General features: G+C 43.3%; 20 protein-coding genes, 1 pseudogene and 1 riboswitch. Of the genes and pseudogenes, 9 read left to right on the forward strand and 12 right to left on the reverse strand.

Annotation, left to right across the window (positions count from 1 at the left end; genetic code table 11):
* Positions 1-336 precede the first annotated feature (336 nt).
* Positions 337-1,260, forward strand: a complete 924-nt coding sequence (locus tag L5M37_RS01720; protein WP_263199156.1) for a hypothetical protein — start codon at positions 337-339, stop codon at positions 1,258-1,260.
* A 173-nt stretch (positions 1,261-1,433) separates the two neighbouring features.
* On the opposite strand, the gene L5M37_RS01725 is transcribed toward L5M37_RS01720, so the two are convergent.
* Positions 1,434-3,680, reverse strand: a complete 2,247-nt coding sequence (locus L5M37_RS01725) for a TonB-dependent receptor (protein WP_263199158.1) — start codon at positions 3,678-3,680, stop codon at positions 1,434-1,436.
* A 231-nt stretch (positions 3,681-3,911) separates the two neighbouring features.
* Between L5M37_RS01725 and L5M37_RS01730 the strand changes: the two genes are divergently transcribed.
* Complete coding sequence (locus tag L5M37_RS01730; protein ID WP_049821724.1) at positions 3,912-4,373, forward strand: Fur family transcriptional regulator; 462 nt, start codon at positions 3,912-3,914, stop codon at positions 4,371-4,373.
* 335 nt (positions 4,374-4,708) lie between these two features.
* Here L5M37_RS01730 and L5M37_RS01735 read toward each other — a convergent pair whose 3' ends face one another.
* Both L5M37_RS01735 and L5M37_RS01740 read right to left on the reverse strand, forming a co-directional pair.
* Positions 4,709-4,927: an Arm DNA-binding domain-containing protein gene (locus tag L5M37_RS01735; RefSeq protein WP_263199159.1), complete on the reverse strand. Its 219-nt coding sequence runs from the start codon at positions 4,925-4,927 to the stop codon at positions 4,709-4,711.
* Positions 4,928-5,879: 952 nt separating this feature from the next.
* Entirely contained in the window at positions 5,880-6,620 is a 741-nt protein-coding gene (locus L5M37_RS01740; protein ID WP_263199161.1) for a carbonic anhydrase, read from the reverse strand.
* 548 nt (positions 6,621-7,168) lie between these two features.
* Positions 7,169-7,280: riboswitch (yybP-ykoY riboswitch) on the forward strand.
* Between the two features lie 11 nt (positions 7,281-7,291).
* Between L5M37_RS01740 and L5M37_RS01745 the strand changes: the two genes are divergently transcribed.
* The 3 genes from L5M37_RS01745 (at position 7,292) to L5M37_RS01755 (ending at position 10,826) form a co-directional block, all read left to right on the forward strand.
* Positions 7,292-8,323, forward strand: a complete 1,032-nt coding sequence (locus L5M37_RS01745) for a sodium:calcium antiporter (RefSeq protein WP_263199162.1) — start codon at positions 7,292-7,294, stop codon at positions 8,321-8,323.
* Between the two features lie 145 nt (positions 8,324-8,468).
* Entirely contained in the window at positions 8,469-8,861 is a 393-nt protein-coding gene (locus L5M37_RS01750; protein ID WP_263199164.1) for a GGDEF domain-containing protein, read from the forward strand.
* A gap of 243 nt (positions 8,862-9,104) precedes the next feature.
* Positions 9,105-10,826, forward strand: a complete 1,722-nt coding sequence (locus L5M37_RS01755; RefSeq protein WP_131524348.1) for a potassium/proton antiporter — start codon at positions 9,105-9,107, stop codon at positions 10,824-10,826.
* Positions 10,827-11,022: 196 nt separating this feature from the next.
* On the opposite strand, the gene L5M37_RS01760 is transcribed toward L5M37_RS01755, so the two are convergent.
* The 3 genes and pseudogenes from L5M37_RS01760 to L5M37_RS01770 all read right to left on the reverse strand — a co-directional run.
* On the reverse strand, positions 11,023-11,382 hold the full coding sequence (locus L5M37_RS01760; protein ID WP_173244407.1) for a hypothetical protein: 360 nt from the start codon (positions 11,380-11,382) through the stop codon (positions 11,023-11,025).
* Positions 11,372-11,587: a helix-turn-helix transcriptional regulator gene (locus L5M37_RS01765; RefSeq protein ID WP_263199165.1), complete on the reverse strand. Its 216-nt coding sequence runs from the start codon at positions 11,585-11,587 to the stop codon at positions 11,372-11,374. The genes L5M37_RS01760 and L5M37_RS01765 overlap by 11 nt, the downstream gene beginning before the upstream one ends.
* Before the next feature lie 60 nt (positions 11,588-11,647).
* Positions 11,648-12,004, reverse strand: a pseudogene (locus L5M37_RS01770) (integrase); the annotation flags it as partial.
* On the opposite strand from L5M37_RS01770, the gene L5M37_RS01775 reads away from it, so the two are divergent.
* A complete protein-coding gene (locus L5M37_RS01775) occupies positions 11,967-12,281 on the forward strand; it encodes a hypothetical protein (protein WP_263199166.1) in 315 nt (104 codons plus the stop codon). The pseudogene L5M37_RS01770 and the gene L5M37_RS01775 overlap by 38 nt on opposite strands.
* 34 nt (positions 12,282-12,315) lie before the next feature.
* Positions 12,316-12,531 carry a helix-turn-helix transcriptional regulator gene (locus tag L5M37_RS01780; RefSeq protein ID WP_263199168.1) on the forward strand — a complete coding sequence of 72 codons (216 nt, stop codon included), beginning with the start codon at positions 12,316-12,318 and terminating at the stop codon, positions 12,529-12,531.
* A 71-nt stretch (positions 12,532-12,602) separates the two neighbouring features.
* Here the strand turns inward: L5M37_RS01780 and L5M37_RS01785 are convergent, their stop codons facing one another.
* From L5M37_RS01785 to L5M37_RS01800, 4 genes are all read right to left on the reverse strand, one after another.
* Positions 12,603-13,724 carry a fascin domain-containing protein gene (locus tag L5M37_RS01785; protein WP_263199170.1) on the reverse strand — a complete coding sequence of 374 codons (1,122 nt, stop codon included), beginning with the start codon at positions 13,722-13,724 and terminating at the stop codon, positions 12,603-12,605.
* Between the two features lie 344 nt (positions 13,725-14,068).
* On the reverse strand, positions 14,069-14,683 hold the full coding sequence (locus L5M37_RS01790; RefSeq protein ID WP_263199171.1) for a hypothetical protein: 615 nt from the start codon (positions 14,681-14,683) through the stop codon (positions 14,069-14,071).
* 240 nt (positions 14,684-14,923) lie between these two features.
* On the reverse strand, positions 14,924-15,370 hold the full coding sequence (locus tag L5M37_RS01795; RefSeq protein ID WP_251069026.1) for a tyrosine-type recombinase/integrase: 447 nt from the start codon (positions 15,368-15,370) through the stop codon (positions 14,924-14,926).
* Positions 15,371-15,915: 545 nt separating this feature from the next.
* Positions 15,916-16,134 (reverse strand): Arm DNA-binding domain-containing protein, encoded by a 219-nt coding sequence (locus tag L5M37_RS01800; protein WP_081729045.1) that lies wholly within the window; start codon positions 16,132-16,134, stop codon positions 15,916-15,918.
* 176 nt (positions 16,135-16,310) lie between these two features.
* On the opposite strand from L5M37_RS01800, the gene sbcB reads away from it, so the two are divergent.
* Positions 16,311-17,729 (forward strand): exodeoxyribonuclease I, encoded by a 1,419-nt coding sequence (gene sbcB, locus L5M37_RS01805; RefSeq protein ID WP_263138205.1) that lies wholly within the window; start codon positions 16,311-16,313, stop codon positions 17,727-17,729.
* Between the two features lie 211 nt (positions 17,730-17,940).
* Positions 17,941-18,831, forward strand: a complete 891-nt coding sequence (cdd, locus tag L5M37_RS01810; protein ID WP_212599913.1) for a cytidine deaminase — start codon at positions 17,941-17,943, stop codon at positions 18,829-18,831.
* Between the two features lie 125 nt (positions 18,832-18,956).
* Here the strand turns inward: cdd and L5M37_RS01815 are convergent, their stop codons facing one another.
* Positions 18,957-19,190, reverse strand: a complete 234-nt coding sequence (locus L5M37_RS01815) for a DUF1289 domain-containing protein (RefSeq protein WP_219252077.1) — start codon at positions 19,188-19,190, stop codon at positions 18,957-18,959.
* Positions 19,165-19,515: a VOC family protein gene (locus L5M37_RS01820; RefSeq protein WP_105252887.1), complete on the reverse strand. Its 351-nt coding sequence runs from the start codon at positions 19,513-19,515 to the stop codon at positions 19,165-19,167. The genes L5M37_RS01815 and L5M37_RS01820 overlap by 26 nt, the downstream gene beginning before the upstream one ends.
* Positions 19,516-19,608 lie beyond the last annotated feature (93 nt).

The following is a 19,608-nucleotide window of genomic DNA, read 5'->3' on the forward strand; positions in this document are numbered from 1 at the left end:
GCACGTTCTCATAAATGATTAACGCAATAAACACGACCTTCAAACTTCCCCCAAAATCGTTGCCAGACTACAAACACGTTTATGCATATATAACGTAAAGCCATATTAAAAACACTATGGCTAAACAACATAAGGACTTTAAAATATTCTGCGAGCCACTCGCACCCAGTGCCAACACCGTTGGGCTGTCTAAATTGATTTACAACTCACATAAACCCAAACTAAAAAAATATATCATTTACGCTTATCATCTGTTTCTTTATCCCGCAAGCCATCTAGGCTACTGCTAAAATAAGCACACCGAATCAATTTCAACCTCTAGCAATGAGTTTATTGATGGATAATTTACAGCGACTGGGCATTATTTTTTGTATTCTTTCCCTGTGGGTCTTGGCAAACATACCCGTCACTTCTGCTAATGATCAATTCATTATCAATCAGTCAGAATCCAAGCTTGATCACAGATATCAGTATACTTATGACCTTTTACAATTAGTTATTGATGTAACCAAAGCCGATTTTGGTGAAGCATCACTACAAGTCTCAGATCTAATAATGAGTCGAAATCGTATCTTCAGAGCATTACAAGAGGGTGAAACCATCAATGTTATTGCAGAAGCCTCTAACCTACAGTGGAATAAACAGCTTATTCCAATAAAAATTCCCATTAGAAAAGGCATTCAAGGATTTAGAATTTTTATTATTAAAAAGGAAAATGTACCTAGGTTAGCTCAAATCACCTCTCTAGCGCAGTTAACTGCTCTTGATACTGGTTCAGGTAGCCAATGGTCAACTAAAGTTGCCATGCAACAAGCAGGATTTAAGATTATAGAAAGCAATCAATATGACAATTTATTTAATATGTTATCAAAAGGACGGTTTATAACATTTGGCCGCGGAGTGAATGAAGTCTTTCAAGAGGTTAAGCAGTTTAATCAACAATATCCAGATCTCGTTGTTGATGAAAGCATCATGCTACATATTCCGCTAGCGACATATTATTATGTTTCACCTAACAAACCTCGCTTAGCTCAGCGAATACAAATTGGCCTCCAGAGAATTATCGATAATGGTCAATTTGACCAGTTATTTTATCAACGCCATTGCGATTTTTTGATAAAAAGTAAATTGAATCAACGATTAGTTTTTAAAATTGACAATCCTTTTATATCTGAATCAGAAATGACTTCCATTGTCGGTAAAGATTTCTTACTCAATCCAATGGATGACTTTTCCATATTATGTAAGAAATATCATTGAATAGGCTTCATCAGATAAACGCTTTGGGTCCGTCATGACTTAAAAACATCTCTCGGAAAATGGGATAAAAAATAGCAAGTCGCGGCTTGAATTGAAGGAGGTTAGATTTTTGGCCTTGGGTATCAAGAAATCAAATGAAAACCTTCAAGGCCATTAGCCTTGAAGGAAACTTTTTAGAATTGCACTCTGACACCAATAGCCGCTGAGCGGCCTGGCATAGGGGATAAATGCCTTAGGAAACTGTTATGTGGGCGCGCATCTACATCGGTAAGATTATCTAAGCTTAGGTAGAATTGAGTCGGCACTTTCGAAATGACTTGATCTAAAGTGATATTGGCTCCGAGCAAAGCATAAGATTCAGAGGGCCTCTCAAATCTGCTAACGTCACCTTGTGAATGATAGCAAACATAATCGATGGACACAGTAAGCGCATCATACTGCCAATTTAGTGCAGTGCCTGTTTTGGATTGTGGTGTTCGAGGCATTGAAGTGCCTTCTAACCTGCGGCGAAAGTATTCGTCCCGCTCACCTGCGAGAGGTGGGCGAGTACTAAAGATGTCGTAACTACCATCATATTGATATCGAGGAGTATTTCTCACTCTGTCAGTAAATGCGCTGAGCTCAAAAACTCCCCATCTTTGCCACGGGAAGGTATAGATAGCTTGTACCTCTAACCCTTGATTGTTTGTATCTGCTTGGCGCCATTCACGAACATAAGTACCATTACGCTCAAGGCCTGTACTACCAAGATAAATAAAATCATTGAATTGATTTTGATACCAACTTGCCATTAGCTGTAAATCGGCGATTTTAGCGATGGTATTTATTTCAAAGGAGTGATTAATTTCCTTTTTAAGATTTGAGCTGCCCTGTTCTTCAATTAACAGAGCATAGTGTGGGTTACTGGCGTAAAGCTCATTCATTTCAGGAGCACGCTCGGCATGAACGTAATTGACTCGTGTTGACCAATTTTGCAATATGTCCCATTGCAGTGATCCTGAGTAGCTTTGGAGATAAAAATTTCTATCTTTAACATTCGCTCCTGAGCCTCGACCTACCTTGTAACCCTCTGCGTTTACTTGGTGCTTAATCGCATCATAACGACCTCCAAACTCAAAAGTAACCGGACCAAAGTGCAGGATTTGTAGCGTATAGGCTGCATAGTTTTGACTATCGACATCAGGCATGTAATTGTCATAGCCCTCCCCTTTATAGGCTTTAGTGTCGTACTGTAATCCTAAGACACCATCGAAGTTTGATGTCCAACTATGATAGAGCTTAGGGCTAATGACCCAAGAGGTAAGTTCGAATTGGTTGACGGATACCTCTGCCATATGCTCATCATCGACTTGATTCGAATAGGCGCCATCGAGGCTAAATGAGTTTATCCAATTGTCATCCCAGTTTTCGACATACTTCATATCTACGCGATCACCACGGGAGAAAATTCGAATATTACCCCGTTGATCAAAATCCACTGGTGCACTGCTGCCACGACGCATAAATCCCGGAATACCGCGATGAGTGTCCGTATAACCATAAGCCAAGCCCAAAAGACGTTGTTGGCCAGTGTAGCTTCCGCCTGCCGAGAATGATGATGTGTGGTGGCTGCTGTTAAGTACAGTGCCATTACTGTCTATTGAGTAGTCGGTGATAATTTGTTGTTCTAAAGGTGTAGCATCTTCATAGCGTTTTAATTGATTGTTCATCTGCCACACAGGTTGCGCATATTTGATTTGGCATAGATCGGCAAACTGTGCGGCACCTACGACTTTTGACCACGTTTTACAATCGCTGTCTTTAGAATATCCAGGGATATCGTAGTCACCACGGTCTTTGTTGATCATATTCAGCGCAAAGTTAAAAGATTCATTCCCTGCGGTAAGTTTTGCCAGTGCGGTACTTGTACTATTGAAGCCAGCTTTCACTTCAGCGCGACTGTTAAACCCATTGATTGGGCTCAATGGAATACGACCATCTTGGAGATCAACAATGCCTGCCATCGCTTGCCCACCATAGGCAATCACAGCTGTAGGACCTTTAATGACCAAGATACTATCAGCAAGAAAGGGCTCGATGGGGATGTATTGATCCTCACTCACCGACGACATATCCTCAACTTGAGTTCCATTGAGCAACATTTTAACCCTGTTTCCACCAAATCCACGGATTTGTGGCCTACCCGATGAGCTACCAAAAAAACCACTGTCTACTCCCGGTAATTGGCTTAAAGTTTCTCCTAAGGTATCGGCTTTACGATTATTTAGTTCATCGCCGCTGAGTTCGATTTTACTGGCTTGTATTCTTTGGCTTAATGGTTTTTCTAAAGCATGCCCAGTGACATTGATACGTTCAATAGGTTCTGCTGAAACAGCTAAAGTGCCAACACCTAATAACAGAAGGTATTTGTGGGAATTCATTTTGTGGGTCGTCTCCATATGATTACTGCTGAAAAAATGATATGTTATAACGTATCATTATGTATCAGTCGAGTTCAATATGAATGAAAGCAAATTAAGTTACTGATTGTAAATGGCAATCAGAACAGCTCTCGGTATGGTGACTGATGATTGCTAACAAAGATTGTCATTAGAAGGGGTGGATCAGGTAAACTGTTCAAGTATGATCATTTCAAAAAAATTGGCAGTTCTATGACAGGAAAAAATCTTGATTTACTGCGTGAAGTAGTGAAAAAGTGTGAAGAAAAAGGCATCAATCTTACCAGTAAGCGCAAAAAAGTACTTATCGTATTACAGGAACATGATGTTCCTTTGTCTGCCTATGAAATTGCCGATGTGTTAAAACAAAGTTTGGGCGAGAGTTTACCCATAATGTCTATCTATCGCATGTTGGATTTCTTAGTACAGGAACAATTAGTGCATAAGTTATTAACGGTGAATAAGTATATTGCCTGCCATCATGTATGCGATCATCACATTCACAATCAATTTTTAATTTGTAATACTTGTCAAAAAGTCACGGAGATAGCATTGCCCACTGCTCTTGTTGAACAGTTACAGTTGAATGTTAGCCAAGCAGAATTTACCTTATCGAGCCCACAGCTTGAATTAGCGGGTTGGTGTCATGAATGTCAGCAGCAACATAATAGTTAAGTTATGTACATTAACTAATTTGGAACGCTATTTATCATGGTTGCTGAACTTATCCCATACTCACAGTAACGCTATAAATCCCCCAGCCTCCGACATTCTGGTCGATAATGTCCGTCTAAAATCGTGGATATGCCAGTCTTGATTTCATATCGCGGACCAGCTCATTAATGGAAGCAACATTACCCGGTCGCTTGCCGTGGGAAAGCGCCATGGCGAGTGATATAAGTTCCACTGTTCTTATAATATCTCGAGTAAAGCAGAACTGATCGGCCTTCGAATGTGTTAAGCGGTTTCCAAAACGCATGGGGATCTATAATATTTACCCATGAATTTAGTCACGCAGGGACCAGCTTACGTGCGTCAGCAAGTCCTAAATCCGGGTAGAGACCAAAGGTTAAGCACCCTGATGGATTATCAATCCTAAATCGATACTGCCATGTTATAGTCCCTGCAGGGGTAATACGAACGCTTAAGCCGTCGCGGTCTGCAAGCTCTGGTTTCTCTAAATATGGTTTGCCGTTTATTGCACGTAACCAATTGTCAGATAAAGACATTTTAATTACCCTGTGTACATGTGATTTTAGCTAATCTGACGCAGAACCCAATATATACAGATATGTACTCACATCTAAGTTGTAGCAAACTAAATTGATGTGAATGACAACGAATCCCAGTAAAGCTATTTAACTTTCAATAACATCATGTTAAATGCTTTAGAGAACGAAAATAAATGAAGATGAAAGATGATAAAGCTGGGTCAATATTTTAGCACGACTACGGAAACATGTAAGATTAACCATTGATTTATAATAAATATATGTACAAATTTCGTTTAAGAACCTTCCAATATCACAGCTGCTAAACAACAAAATCACTTCTAAATTCAATACTATTTTTAATTGCAAAAAATGTTGTCTAATTATGTTTATCTATTAAAAAGTGGTGTGTATGACAAGTGCTTAAGAACTTCCGGCTCGATACTTCTGATTACTTTAGCAGTGTGTTCTAATTCTAAATGAAGCTCAGACCAACCATCAGTGCTCATAAACTCTGCCAGTAGATAACAAATCCTAGGTGTAACGGCTCACAATCGAAATCCCTTGTGCTCGTAATTAGCGCAATCTTCGGCTCAGTAAGTGACAATAAAATCTTACTGAGCTCACATTAAGTGATAGACAGATGACGGTCAGCTTTATTGGTAGTGCTTAATTTCAATGCAGTGTTCAGTTTACAATAGTGTTCTGTCGCGCAGAGTTTGCGTCAGCAAGGCGAGCTCCTGATCTTTGCTTCAAACCCGAGCATAACCGTAAAAGGCCATTGTTATTAAAAATGTCTCGTTAGGCTTTAGATGAGGAAAACATAACATCCAAATGAGACAGAAAAACCATCTCATTTGGATGTATGCTTTAGGTATACTCAAAACATACATTAGCATCAGAGATAAAATTTAATAATCTCTTAGTAGAGTGCGAGGCTGACTTTTTGGGCTAGGGACTTATGTTGCCGTTATACCTCGAAAAACTCAATCTTACCGCCAGTAAGGTGATACATACTACCAACGATTTTAATTTTATTCTGATCTTCCAGCTGTTTCAGTACTGGGCTGTTTTTGCGGATATTCTCGATAGTCAGTTCAACATTCTTTCTTGCCACAGCATCGACAAAATCGTAATTACTCCCTTTACGCTCTCCGGTGTACTCGGTTTTTTCAATAGCAGGTTTAATTTCATTCAGCAGGCCCGTCAGGTTGCCTAGTTCTGCATTATCAATAGCGCCACGTATCGCACCACAGCGGGTATGCCCCATAACCAGCACCAATTTCGCACCAGCAAGAGCACAGGCGAATTCCATACTGCCCAATATATCGCGATTACTGATATTACCCGCAACACGAGAATTGAACGTTTCGCCGATCCCCGCATCCAGCACAATTTCCGCTGGCGCACGTGAGTCAATGCAGCTAAGGATCACTGCAGCAGGATACTGACCCGTAATACTGTTGCGTTTCTGCGCCAAATAATCATGTTTCGCCGTGCGATTCTCCCGGAAGTGCAGATTGCCCTGCTTAAAATGTTCAATCACAGCCTCAGGTGTCATGCCATCACGTTCTTCTTTACTGAGGGATGCCGCAAAAGAGATAGAGGGCACCGATAAGGCCGCCAGCCCAGTTACCGAAAGGGCCGAGACAGCAAGTGTTTGTTTCAGGATTGTCCGGCGTGAGGGTTGAGCCGGTTGGTTATTTTTCATAATGTTCTGCAGTCCAGTTTGTTGAGTTAACAAAGGTTGTTGCGATAGTACTGTTAAACAAATCACAGCTTCAACCTAATGATAGTGGAGACCCAGTCAACGCGATTAAATACGGGCGGCAGGGTTACAGGTATGGCGTTTTTCATTTGCAGTTATTGTGAGCCAGAAGCAATGGATAGCTAGCCCGAGGGATTTCGATTGCGAGCCGCCACACCTAGGTTCTTCCACTGATGCCTGTAACATTCCTGATAAACGAAATATTCCAAAATTTGTATGCATACGATTATCGAAAATTTCTTCATATGCTGCCTATAATTTCGCAGCTCAACTACCATAAGTCTAACAAAGCTAAGAGAAAGGGCGCATAAAGCAAAGATCAAAAGATCACAAAATAGATCTGTCAAAGTTGTTGTTTCCCGCATACCTACTATTTTCAACTTCTGAGAAGAAAAAAATAACAACACAAAATCAATACCATGCACAGAGTTTGAAATTATGAGCACACTAAAACCTAATGGCGACATTTACCTGCAAGAACGGTAAAATGCCCCATTGTCATTGGGGAGTAGTCATCCTTAGCCTCCCACTAAGGAGCCCACGTCAACAAAATTGAGGTCTAACACCTCATGGCGTGGTCAGCCTCTGCGAATGCGGAGAGCCAGGCGAGACCTTTGGCCGCAATACGCTTTCCCAGCCGGGCGAGCAGTGTTGTCGTGCCATTGGATTATTGCTCGCCCGGCCGGATTGCTCACATGATCCTTACTCTTACTCTGTTTTTCATCTCAGCAGGTACCATTTATTTGGCCTGCGAATACTTCGTCAACGGCATCGAATGGTTCGGCCGCCGTTTGAATCTCGGCGCGACTGCAGTGGGTTCTGTACTTGCTGCCTTCGGTACAGCACTACCTGAAACGGCGGTGACCTTCATTGCCGTTGTCTTCGGCAAAACACCAGAGCAAAAGGACATTGGCGTCGGCGCAGCCATGGGCGGTCCGCTCGTGCTCGCAACCTTAGCCTATGCAGTGGTCGGCTTGGCACTGATTTACCACCATCGCCGCCTTCAACGGGAAACGTATCATGTACGTGCCGATCACGCCCGTATGAGTCACGACCAGCTCGCCTTTCTCGCAGTGTTTGTAGTGAAAGTAGCACTTGGCCTAATCGCCTTTGCCATCAAGCCGTGGCTGGGTGTCTTGTTTCTCGCCGCCTACGCAATCTATGTCTGGCGCGAAATTAAGGAGAGCGACACGGCGCCTGAAGAAGAAGAGATTGAACCTCTCAAAATTCAACCTTCCGTGACAGAGCCATCGTTAAAATGGGCGGCGCTGCAAGCCGTGTTGTCCCTGATCGTCATAGGCATTGCATCCCATATATTCGTAGGTCAACTTGAGGCCATTGGCACAGCGCTACAATGGTCACCACACTTGGTAGCATTGCTGCTGAGTCCGGTGGCGACGGAGCTGCCCGAGATGATGAACACACTCATATGGATACGGCAAGGAAAGGAACGCTTGGCATTGGCCAATATTTCTGGTGCCATGATGATTCAGGCAACGATTCCCAGTGCGTTGGGTATCTTCTTTACGCCATGGCTTTTTGATGGCCCACTGATGGCGGCAGGAGTCATTACTGCTTTGGCTATTATTTTCTATGGCAGCTATTTCGACGAGGCGTTGTCGATGCGCGAGCATTGGTCGCAGTAAGCTCATTGTACGGCATATTTGCCTTGCTGATTGCGTTCTACTTCCCTCTCTAAGAAGCAAAGTGTTAGAGAGCGCCGTGCGGTATGGCGTTCCTATTTGGCTAAATTTGCCCTACACGCCAAGAGTGTAATGTTAAATTTTGTAAATGTTGCAAAAAATTGATTTAAATGAATTAGACTTTTCAGCGATCCTTGTAACCATCAGTAGTGATGATCAATGTATATATCTCGTCACAAAAGCACTACGCACAGCGATACACCGCCCGAACGATTTGGTTGCGCACTATGGTGGTGAGAAATTTATTTGTCTATTACCGGATACTCAGCATTTAGGCGCGATGAACATAACTCATCGTCAACGCAGTGCTCGCTTTACATTTACTCTAGTTTCCAAGCGGTCACCATTAACTGGCGTTGCGCGTATTCAACCTCATCGGCATTTGAAATGGCAAACGCTTATCGAATCCGCAGATAAGCAATCATACTTAGCTAAAAAGCATGGACGTAATCAAGTCAGCAGGGCCAGCTTGCTACGGTAAACACCATTATTGAGTGCCAATCGTAAATTTTGATTTTTTTGAAATTATCAAAGTTGAAATGTGAGATGAGTCATGTAGTGTTTGGATAAATAGAATCATTGACTACAAGACCAAAATGCATCATGCATTTGACGATTTCTAACTGACAATTAGGCTTAGTGAAGTATCTTTTTAGGGCTGGCGCAGTCATTGAAAGCTCTGTAATGGTTTAATTTCCCTACATTAATTAAAGAGAAACTATTTATGTTTGTGATCGATCAAATTATTCTCCTCGCCGCGATTTTGATTATTCTTGGTATTTTATCCAGTAAATTGTCTGCGAGATTGGGTTTACCCGTACTGGTGCTCTTTCTCATGGTGGGCATGTTAGCTGGTGAGGATGGCCCTGGAGGTATTGTTTTTGATAATGCACAAATTGCTCACGCGCTTGGGTCTTTAGCTTTAGCCATTATTTTGTTTGATGGTGGTTTGCAAACACCCATCGCATCGATTAAGCAAGTGTGGAAGCCTGCTTCTGTGTTGGCAACTTTAGGCGTATTGGTGACAGCCATGATCACTGGTGCTGCAGCGGCTTATATTCTAGATGTTTCCTTACTTTACGGTTTACTGATTGGTGCCATTGTTGGTTCAACCGATGCCGCCGCTGTTTTCTCATTACTGCGTAATGCAGGTATTCATATCAACCCACGCCTTAAAGCCACATTAGAAATTGAAAGTGCGACTAACGATCCTATGGCAATTTTTTTAACAGTTGGCTTATTGGAGGTCATGGTCAAAGGGCTTGAACCAGGGACTGGATTATTGATGCTGTTTATCCAGCAAATGGGTATCGGCTCCGCAGTGGGTTTAGCGGCAGGCTGGTTATCAGTACGTATTATTAATCGTATCCATCTGACGACCTCTGGATTATATCCTGTGATGGTCGCGGCATTTGGTTTACTGTCCTTTGGCGTAGCAGCTAATCTTGGCGGCAGCGGCTTTTTAGCTATTTTTATCGCTGGTGTGGTGATAGGGAATAGTCGTTTTGTTTTTCAGCGCAGTACCTTTTTATTTCACGATGGTTTGGCATGGTTAGGCCAGATTGTTATGTTTGTTTTTTTAGGCTTGCTGATTAATCCTTCGTCTTTGCTGGATGTCTGGCAGGAAGGACTGATGATTGCAATCGTCCTGACCTTAATCGCGCGACCCTTGTCGGTAATCCCTGTACTGAAGATTTTTGGCTTTAATGCGCGTGAAATTACCCTAGTATCCTGGGTTGGGTTACGTGGTTCGGTGCCTATTATTCTGGCTATATATCCGCTGATTTATGGCCTGCCTGGTGCCAGTCTTATTTTTAGCGTAGTGTTTTTCGTCGTGTTAATTTCAGCGACAATACAGGGGTCAACATTACCCTGGGTTGCACGCGCTTTAGGACTTACGGAACCGCCTCCTGCGACACCTGCAGCGACACTGGAAATTACTGCTTTAGGCGATGTGGATGCTGACATTGTCGAGTATCAATTGGGCGATACCTCACGCGCTTCTGGTCGCCGTTTATCCCAAATGGCTTTACCTGACGGTACAGTAGTAGCGATGATAACCAGAGGAAACAATGTAATTCCACCTAGGGGATCAACCTTCCTGTATGCTGGCGATCATTTATTTATTGTGATGAAACCCGATGTGCGTGAGTTTGTTGATCTGGTTTGCTCTGGTGTTGCAGAAGCCAATCATTATGAATTACCTACGGGTGAATTGAAGTTGAAAGGCTACACCAAAGTAGCAGATTTAAAGCACTCCTACGGTATTGAACTCTCTGCTAATGATAATTTGTCATTAGATGAAGTGCTACGTCAGAGCTTGACTGACGAGCCGACCTTAGGTGCAAGTAAAGATTTTGGTGAAGTAATATTGCATGTTCGTGAGATGGTGGGTTCGAGGATTGCGACAGTGGGTATCGTACCGAACTCAGCCAATGAAAACTGATACCAAAACAATAATTTGTAAAAGCATAGTTTCATTGTGGTCAATATAGAGATCACAACTAAGCTCAGTGCATCATTTAATCGCGAATGAGTTTGCATAGGTATCTGTCCGAACCTTTGATAAAATCCAATCAACGGGTTAGCAGTCTTGGTGGACAACCGGCTAACCCGCCAGCCCTCGTAAGAGGGCGTTCTTTCTAATTCATCCTATCTAGCAGTGCCATTTCGGCTTTTCTTAGCCAGAAGATGTAAGACTTTTTGCTGTCAAATCCCATTAAGGCCCACTGTTCTTTGCACAGGTAATGGGCGCGAATGGCGCGTTTGCAGTTTATGGATAACTGCTCAACGAGGTGGTCAAAATGGGCGACGTGGGCAGGCACGTTGAGTTCGTGCTTTAAGTTGCCACCGCCTAGCGCTTCGCCTAAACGGTCGCAGGCGCTGCGGTTTGAAAACCCCTTGCCCAATTCTTGGTACACCCAATAACGGCCCCAGCGATACAGCCCTAACCGCAACGCCTTAATGTTCATCATCTGTTCGGGTTCATCGCTAAAGCCCATTAGCCACCTCATTTATCTTCTCGATGGAAAGCTTAAACACATCAAGGCATATTGATGTCACATCGTCATAGGGCGCAGTAGTACGGCCATTTTCCCAACGTTGGTAAGTGTTGCAGCTAATGCCGTAAATCTCAGCCACTTCGTCTTGGGTCATGCCCCGTAAACGGCGCCCTACTTTCAATACATCCGCGGCCCGATTAGCCATAAATCCTCCTGCGTGAAGTCCATAACTCACTCGTTTTATTTCTAATTGTTATTGTCATCGTCATAACCACCCCACTAACATTGGCTCGTCCGGCTCACTCGGCTCAGTGGTCGATTGGCGCATTATCTCGGGCGCCACATCATCAAACCCCAGTGTGATTAAGTGTGCGTGGTAGGCATCCAACGCCATCAACATGCCCTTATCTAAGGTGCTGTTAACGTAAGTCCGCAGCAGTAGCGGCAAGGTGTGATTCAATATTCGCTCACCCACCATGGTATCTACGCCCATGTCCGCAATAATGGTGCGGCACAGTTTTCTTAGTGCATGCGATGTAAACGCCTTAAACCGAATCGTTTCACTCCAATACTGCGCAGTGCGAATGCTCACCGGCCCTACTTCGCCTGGGAACAAAAACGCTCATACGACGGACATTGAAGCGGTGATCTGCATCGGCGAGGCGTTTTATTGCAACGCGGCGGGCCATTCACAAAAGCAAGCTGACATTGCGCAGCACAATGCTAAGGCCGAAGCCTTTAAACAGCGACTGTTATCACTGCGCCCAGCTCTCACCTTCACGGCGTTTAACAGCACCAAGGAGAAATCGGCATCAAGCAATCTGCAGTCATTAAAGACGCTTTACGCCAGTGGTACACCCTGCCCCGCAAACAAGTCGGCAGCTGCCAACAATTTTTAAAACGACTCGCCGAGGAATTGGCAAAGGAAGGTAAATGATGATTTCGACCCAATCGACCGTGGATCAGCAAATGCAAGTGCCGCTCTTTCTTACCACTAAGGAAGTCATGACACTCTACCGGATTAGCTCATCAGCAACGCTTTGGAAGTTGCGGAGAAACGACGGTTTCCCTGCCCCTATCTATAATGGCCGCCATTACTTAAAAGCGTCGCTCGATAAGTGGGATGAAAAACAGCAAGTAGCTGCTTGAATTAATTTTTAAACCTTTAAGATAAAGCCCCATTTTTGGGGCTTTATTATTAGACCTTTATTGATGGACTGCTAGGCCATTACCCCCTCGCCTTCGACGCTGCAGCCTTTACTACTACCGCAGTTAGTGCCTACTGCTACAGCATCAGCGATGATAGCGGCGAGACCTGTGCCGACCAGCACTATTTGGGCAATTAACAAGACACCATCGGTTGATATCCATGCGACGACTGTAGCGATGAATGATACCACCGCGACTATGGCCCCAAACCAGCTTAGGCCACTGACGATTGTTTTAATGACGCCTTTAATAAATCCTATATTGAATAGTTGTGAGATGAACTGAAATATCAATGTCGCCTTTTTTAACGTGGTAGAAGCACTGCTTATACCCGTGATCAGTTTCTCCAAGCCTACAGCTTCAGCCCCCAGCGCCTGTACTGCCGCTTTTACCATGCTGTCAGTTCGCATAATGCGTATGCTTGCAAGTTGCAGAGCAAGCAATAACACATCAATACAGAATGTTGCGATTGATTTAGTGCAAGGTGAAATTGCCTCTAAATCAATTGCTTCTATTGCTACACTTTCGTTCTCCGTTAACGTTAAAAAACTTTGTATTTCAGTGGCAGCTTGCATTTCGACATTACTTGGCTGTTGGCCTGTGATAATGGCTGCCACAAGCTTCTCTATCTGTGCAGGTGTAGGCTGTGAGTCTGGGAACCACTGTCCAAGAGTCTCAACTGACTCTTTAAGGACTGCACCTAGATGAAATTGCTCATAAGGTCCGACAGAGGCTTGGCAATTTACGGTACCAAACCCTGCAGCATTAAACGAGGGAGATTGCTCTCCGGCCATACGAAGATAGTTACTTGGAAACGCATTTGACGCTATGGAGGTTAAGACCCCACTGGCGCTGTCTCTTAGAACTGCGACATTGAACTTTTCCCAAGGACCAATCGATGCTTGGCAGTTTACGGTTCCAAATCCATTCCCATTAAAAACTGGCGAAGCTTCACCCGCCATTCGTAAATAGTTACTCGGAAAGGCCATAGACTCAAAGGAGACAGTGCCATCGCCGTTACGAATAGCGTTAAAAATCTCCCATGGGTTTTTATCTGGATCATTTTGGTCTGCCTGACAATTAACGGTACCAAAGCCATTACCATTGAACTGTGGTGAATCCTGTCCAGACATTCTCAATAAGCATTGTGGAAATTGATTGGATCTGATCATGACAGGAAATGTTGAGGGGAATATTGGATCACTATTTGAGGCAGAAGTGTTAAACGTGCTCATAACAAAAGTCCTTTTTAGTTAACTAACAAAGCTATACATCGTCATTGATAACATAGCGTTTTAATGAGCTGAAAAACTGCATCTAGCAGCCCCTAAAAGAAGGCTGTAGCGATCAGTTCATCATTTTTAAGGTTAGTTCAAATGTGACGTTTAACAAAGGCTCACTTCGCTGGATGTTCAACAACAATCACGTTAGTGGCAATAGTGAACTGATTGAATCATTCATGCGATATTTTGATGTTTTACCGTCCCATTCTATCGGGCTGCAGCCGAGACGTTATGTACTCTAAACCTGCTTGATAGCCTGCGGTTTCTGTTGTGTCACCGTTTTTGGCTATTAAATAAGTGGCTTTAAACATCATCAGATTACAAACGGTAAGATAATAAAAATCATCGTCTTGCTTGAAAGCACAAAACTTTTTCCACGGTATGGTGATGGATTTACCGCTAGGGGGCACAAACGTTAGCGTCGAGGCTGTGGCGGTCACTGTATGGCCCCCTTCTAGGCTCGCAAGGCTCTGTAAAGTTGTGTTTTCAATCGTTCGATCCAGAGTGGTTATCTTGCCTGCAAATTTGTTAGCTTGATTTTCGGCGATGTTTTTTAATACAAATTTCCACACAAGAAGGTAAGTGATAGCGCAAATTGCGATTGCGATATATGTCTCTGGGGTGTGAATTTCTACGAAAAAATAAAACATTAGTAACGGGGATAATAACGGGACCCATAGGAGTAATGCACGAATGATAAGGGCATATAACCACTTAGCTAAACGAGCATTCTTTGCAATGCGTGCTGAATTTATTCTTTCCGCGATTGTGATTAACTGTTCCCGCGTGATTAAAAATTTTAGTTCCATGACGTCCTTGCTTAACGTTAATCCGAACACTGTGCCAAGTGCATGATTAATTGAGTTGAAATGACTAAACCATAAATAAAGCTAATATTGAACAGATAACAGTTTACCTTGTGTCGAATTGAGCTCCAATGCACCTAATTACAAAGGGGTGTTTCTGCTGCACTGCAACGCAACTGATTTACATACTGAATAAGCTCACCATTTTCTGCTGTCAGCGACAAACATGCCTACCCCTTCTTTCTAACACGACAATTTTTCTAACACGACTATTTTGCTATCACCCAGAGCGGCCAATCTCAGCTTATTTGTCCATTGTTCATAGGCCTCAGTTTGATCATCTAACCAATCATGTTTGTTGTACACCGCCATCACCCCGCCTAATAGATGGCCTAGCATCTTCTCTGCCACATGGGGCAACACCCCAGCTTCTAACATTCTGGTCGATAATGTGCGTCTAAAATCCTGAATACGCCAGTCAGGGATTTCTAGCCTTAGTTTGATCTCGCAGACCAGCTTATTTACTGAAGCGATGTTGCCTGAGCGCTTAAGATCGTTTGCTGCGGGAAAACTCCATAGTGAGTTATAGAGGTTCCACTGTTCTTGCAATATGTCGAATAAGGCGGGACTGATTGGCCTCCGGATTGACAAATTAGTTTTGCTATTATTTATCGGGAAGGTCCAGACCATCGACTCAAGGTCAAAATCAGCCCGTTTGGATTTTAATATTTCTGATATACGCCCCCGTTAGTAAACATGCCTTGATAGCATTGGTTACTGCTTTGGTCGCGCGGCATTTATCAAGCTCACGGATGATTTTGCCACACTCTAGAATGGTGAGTACTCGCGAACCGACTTTGGGCGCGGAGCCCACATCACTGACTCGTAATTGAAGAACATCAACAAGCGACATCATCTGCCGGCGAACGGACCAGCTAAGTACCGTCTTTAACTGTTTGAGTATCGCACCTGCGGTAACTCGACTATAAATTGCCTTTTATCGAGAAAATCTATCCACTCGCCGAGTGTGACACTTTCGACTTTGCGATCAGCAAAGCATCATAGAGATGTGCTCTAAAGCAGGATTGGTAAGTAGCAACAGTGCCCAGCTTAAGTGCTGCACTTCGCGCCGATAAAAACTGTTCACAACAATCCCTCAGTGTTGTCTGGTCCACAAATGTGTTGCGCTGTTTCCAAAACGCATAGGGATCTATAATATTTACCCATGAATTTAGTCACACAGGAACCAGCTTACGTGCGTCAGTAAGCTCTAAATCCGGGTAACGACCAAAAGTTAAGCACCCTGATGGATTATCAATCCTAAATCGATACTGCCATGTTATAGTCCCTGCAGGGGTAATACGAACGCTTAAGCCGTCGCGGTCTGCAAGCTCTGGTTTCTCTAAATATGGTTTGCCGTTTATTGCACGTAACCAATTGTCAGATAAAGACATTTTAATTCCCCTGTGTACATGTGATTTTAGCTAATCTGACGCAGAACCCAATATATACAGATTATGTACTCACATCGAAGAGCTGCATACTAAATTGATGTGAATGACAACGAATCCAATTAAAGCAATTTAACTACTGATAACATGAAGTTACATGCTTTAGAGAACGAAAATAAATGAAGATGAAAGACGATAAAGCAGGGTCGATTTTTTGGCACGACTACGAAACATTTGGAGCGAACCCAGCGAAAGACAGACCCTCGCAATTTGCTGGTATTCGCACGGATTTAGATCTCAATATCATCGGCGAGCCTGAGACATTCTATTGTAAGCAAGCCACTGATTATTTGCCGTCTCCGGAAGCAATATTAATCACAGGGATCACTCCACAGTTAGCTAATTTAAAAGGCATCCCTGAAACTGAGTTTATGGGACGAATTCAAGCACTATTTAGCCAACCAAACACTTGTGTTGCAGGTTATAACTCACTGCGTTTTGACGATGAAGTGACCCGTTATGGCTTTTATCGGAACTTTATCGATCCCTATGCCCGTGAATGGCAAAATGGCAACTCTCGTTGGGATATCATTGATTTAGTGCGCGCTTGTTACGCATTTAGGCCCGAAGGCATTAACTGGCCGACAAAGGAAGATGGCTCTCCGAGTTTTAAGCTAGAACATCTTACCCAAGCGAATGGTTTAAGCCATGAGAAAGCCCATGATGCTATGTCCGATGTGTATGCAACCATCGCCATGGCAAAACTCATTCGCGAGAAACAGCCTAAGTTATATCAGTACTATTTTGACCTGCGCCGTAAGCAAGCGGTTAGCGATCAAATCGATGTGCTCAATATGCAGCCTTTGGTTCACGTGAGCTCTAAAATTAGTGCGCGCAATGGTTGTGCAACGTTGATCTCACCCGTAGCGCACCATCCTACTAACAAAAATGCCGTTATTTGCGTTAATTTAGCCATGGATTTAACGCCGCTATTCGAGCTAGATGTCGAGCAAATTAAAACGCGCATGTATACGTCAAGGGCTGATCTTGCCGAAGATGAATTACCTATCGCAGTAAAACAAATTCATCTTAATAAGTGCCCTTTTATCACCTCGGCAAAAATCCTCAGTGATGAGCATGCCGCTCGTTTAGGCATAGATAAAGAATTTGCCAGAGAGCAGTATAAACGCCTAAAACGTCACCCAGAATTACGCGAAAAACTGGCGCTATTATTTGAGCACGATGACAGCAGAGTAACCACAGATCCCGATTTGATGCTGTATTCTGGTGGGTTCTTTAGCCAAGCTGATAAAGCAAAAATGGAAATCATCCGTCATACCCTACCGCAAAATCTAGCGGCGTTAGATTTGCAGTTTGATGATCCACGTATTCCTGAGATGCTGTTTCGTTACCGCGCCCGTAATTACCCTGAACTACTCGATGATACAGAATCGCAGCGCTGGCGTGAATTCTGTCAAAATCGCTTAGCCGATCAAGACTACGTACTTAAATTAGAAAATTTGCTACAAGAAACACAAGCGGATGAGACTAAGCAAAAGCTACTTGCTGCCCTTTGTCATTATTTGCGTGAACTTTAAGTTGTGTAAATTCAAGCTTAAGTCTTTTGTTTTATAGTCTTAAGCTTATTTGTGTGCACCAATAGACTCACTCTATACGTGAGTAACATAAGTTTATCACTCTCGATAGCACTGACATTGACAGCGTATAAACGCGAGCTAACTCGCATTTATGCTGTAACAAAATTACTAGAATGTTCTTCCATGAACTTAACAAATAAGGAATAGGGAAATGCAAGATAGATTCATTCGTAGCATAACCCAACTGCCAACGCCGTTAGCCGATGCACTTATCCCAATGTTGCACCAGAATTTTGCTGGACACATTGATGCGCAGCAACTTGCTACGCTAACAAGTGCAAGCAAAATGACCGAAGCAGAAGTGTTATTAGCATTACTGCCGATAGCAGCGGCATTGGCCAAACCGCCTATCAGTGAGTTTTATGTCGGCGCGATAGCCAAAGGTAAAAGTGGCGATATCTACATGGGTGCCAACTTAGAATTACCCGGTGAAGCGTTATTTCATTCTGTCCATGCAGAACAAAGCGCTATCAGCCACGCATGGCTCAGTGGTGAAAGCCAAATTGTTGATATTATAGTTAATGCCAGTCCTTGCGGTCATTGTCGTCAGTTTATGAATGAACTGGTTGAAGGGAGCAAGATCAGCATTCATCTACCCGCACAGGAAAGCCATCCTCTGGCCTATTATTTACCCTATGCTTTTGGGCCAAAAGACTTAAATGTCACTTCGCCCTTAATGGCCAAGCAACAAACTGAATTTGCGTTAGACAGTGCCGATCCTATGATCATAGAAGGCTTAGATCATGCAGGTTTAAGCTATGCACCTTACACCCAAAGTTTTGCCGCTGTGGTATTAGAAACCCATGATGGCGCAACCTATTGTGGTCGCTACGCAGAAAATGCGGCATTCAATCCTTCTATGCTGCCTATGCAGATGGCCTTATCAAACCTTGCACGCCACAATCGTGAGTTTAGCGATATCAGCCGTGCGGTTTTAATTGAGTCATCTCAAGGAAAAATCAGCTTAGTTGGCGCGACTATGGATGCGCTCCATACCGTTGCCGCCATCGAACTTGAGCACATAGTGGTAGATCCAGTGTAACTCCTGCTTCAAATGCCAAGGGTGTTTCAAAATGCCAACGGCGAAATACGTTAATGCGTATTTCGCCGTTCGATTATCCACTTAAAGCTTAAAAATCAATTATCGTAAGCAATTCTGACGGCTAGTCATACTCCATCCTGTCTTCTACTAACCACGTCATTGAACTTAACCAGATACTCCCCCTTACGCTCCTCCATCCTAATAAAACAAGCTTGCCGCTCCACTTCCGACATAACGCGCCACGCTAAAATTTCATCAAGATGCCTGAAACAACCTAAACAAATATCTTGCTGATCTAAACAACAATTTCGAATACAAGGAGTGACAGTAGGATCATTCTGACCAGACGGCATATTCATTGCCACAAGGTTCAACAAAATGGAATCGACGGCCTCCCGGAAAACTAAAGATGTCAGCTGTGATAATGCCACCAGCTGTTACGACAGCCGTCAGAGTCAATTCTAAGTTCTGGCTGTAGATCACAATCAGCGGGCAACCTTTTGCGAGGGTGAAATTCACGTCTGCTTGATAGAATCCCCCAGTAATGCCGACATCCATAAAGCAACTGTATTCAGGGCCATAATCGACATAGGTCCATCCAAAAACTTGGCTAAAAAAAGCCTTAGAACTCGCAATGTCGCGACTTGGGATTTCCAAATAATTGATACTGTGGTGACGGTTCATAGACTTCCTTGCTATTTAATCAGGACACAAAATGATGAACATAAAATGCGTAAGTAAAAATGGGAGCCAAAGCTCCCATTCTATTCGCGGCTT

Source organism: Shewanella sp. SM69 (assembly GCF_025653985.1).
In the GTDB taxonomy this organism is placed as follows: Bacteria; Pseudomonadota; Gammaproteobacteria; order Enterobacterales; family Shewanellaceae; genus Shewanella; species Shewanella oncorhynchi.

What these genes read in the sequence shown, in the direction of transcription:
- L5M37_RS01720 (WP_263199156.1), top strand. Translation starts at nt 337, where the DNA reads ATGGATAATTTACAGCGACTGGGCATTATTTTTTGTATTCTTTCCCTG.
- L5M37_RS01725 (WP_263199158.1), bottom strand. Translation starts at nt 3,680, where the DNA reads ATGAATTCCCACAAATACCTTCTGTTATTAGGTGTTGGCACTTTAGCT.
- L5M37_RS01730 (WP_049821724.1), top strand. Translation starts at nt 3,912, where the DNA reads ATGACAGGAAAAAATCTTGATTTACTGCGTGAAGTAGTGAAAAAGTGT.
- L5M37_RS01735 (WP_263199159.1), bottom strand. Translation starts at nt 4,927, where the DNA reads ATGTCTTTATCTGACAATTGGTTACGTGCAATAAACGGCAAACCATAT.
- L5M37_RS01740 (WP_263199161.1), bottom strand. Translation starts at nt 6,620, where the DNA reads ATGAAAAATAACCAACCGGCTCAACCCTCACGCCGGACAATCCTGAAA.
- L5M37_RS01750 (WP_263199164.1), top strand. Translation starts at nt 8,469, where the DNA reads ATGTTGCAAAAAATTGATTTAAATGAATTAGACTTTTCAGCGATCCTT.
- L5M37_RS01755 (WP_131524348.1), top strand. Translation starts at nt 9,105, where the DNA reads ATGTTTGTGATCGATCAAATTATTCTCCTCGCCGCGATTTTGATTATT.
- L5M37_RS01760 (WP_173244407.1), bottom strand. Translation starts at nt 11,382, where the DNA reads ATGGGCTTTAGCGATGAACCCGAACAGATGATGAACATTAAGGCGTTG.
- L5M37_RS01765 (WP_263199165.1), bottom strand. Translation starts at nt 11,587, where the DNA reads ATGGCTAATCGGGCCGCGGATGTATTGAAAGTAGGGCGCCGTTTACGG.
- L5M37_RS01775 (WP_263199166.1), top strand. Translation starts at nt 11,967, where the DNA reads ATGCTCACCGGCCCTACTTCGCCTGGGAACAAAAACGCTCATACGACG.
- L5M37_RS01780 (WP_263199168.1), top strand. Translation starts at nt 12,316, where the DNA reads ATGATGATTTCGACCCAATCGACCGTGGATCAGCAAATGCAAGTGCCG.
- L5M37_RS01785 (WP_263199170.1), bottom strand. Translation starts at nt 13,724, where the DNA reads ATGTCTGGACAGGATTCACCACAGTTCAATGGTAATGGCTTTGGTACC.
- L5M37_RS01790 (WP_263199171.1), bottom strand. Translation starts at nt 14,683, where the DNA reads ATGGAACTAAAATTTTTAATCACGCGGGAACAGTTAATCACAATCGCG.
- L5M37_RS01795 (WP_251069026.1), bottom strand. Translation starts at nt 15,370, where the DNA reads ATGGTCTGGACCTTCCCGATAAATAATAGCAAAACTAATTTGTCAATC.
- L5M37_RS01800 (WP_081729045.1), bottom strand. Translation starts at nt 16,134, where the DNA reads ATGTCTTTATCTGACAATTGGTTACGTGCAATAAACGGCAAACCATAT.
- sbcB (WP_263138205.1), top strand. Translation starts at nt 16,311, where the DNA reads ATGAAGATGAAAGACGATAAAGCAGGGTCGATTTTTTGGCACGACTAC.
- cdd (WP_212599913.1), top strand. Translation starts at nt 17,941, where the DNA reads ATGCAAGATAGATTCATTCGTAGCATAACCCAACTGCCAACGCCGTTA.
- L5M37_RS01815 (WP_219252077.1), bottom strand. Translation starts at nt 19,190, where the DNA reads ATGAATATGCCGTCTGGTCAGAATGATCCTACTGTCACTCCTTGTATT.
- L5M37_RS01820 (WP_105252887.1), bottom strand. Translation starts at nt 19,515, where the DNA reads ATGAACCGTCACCACAGTATCAATTATTTGGAAATCCCAAGTCGCGAC.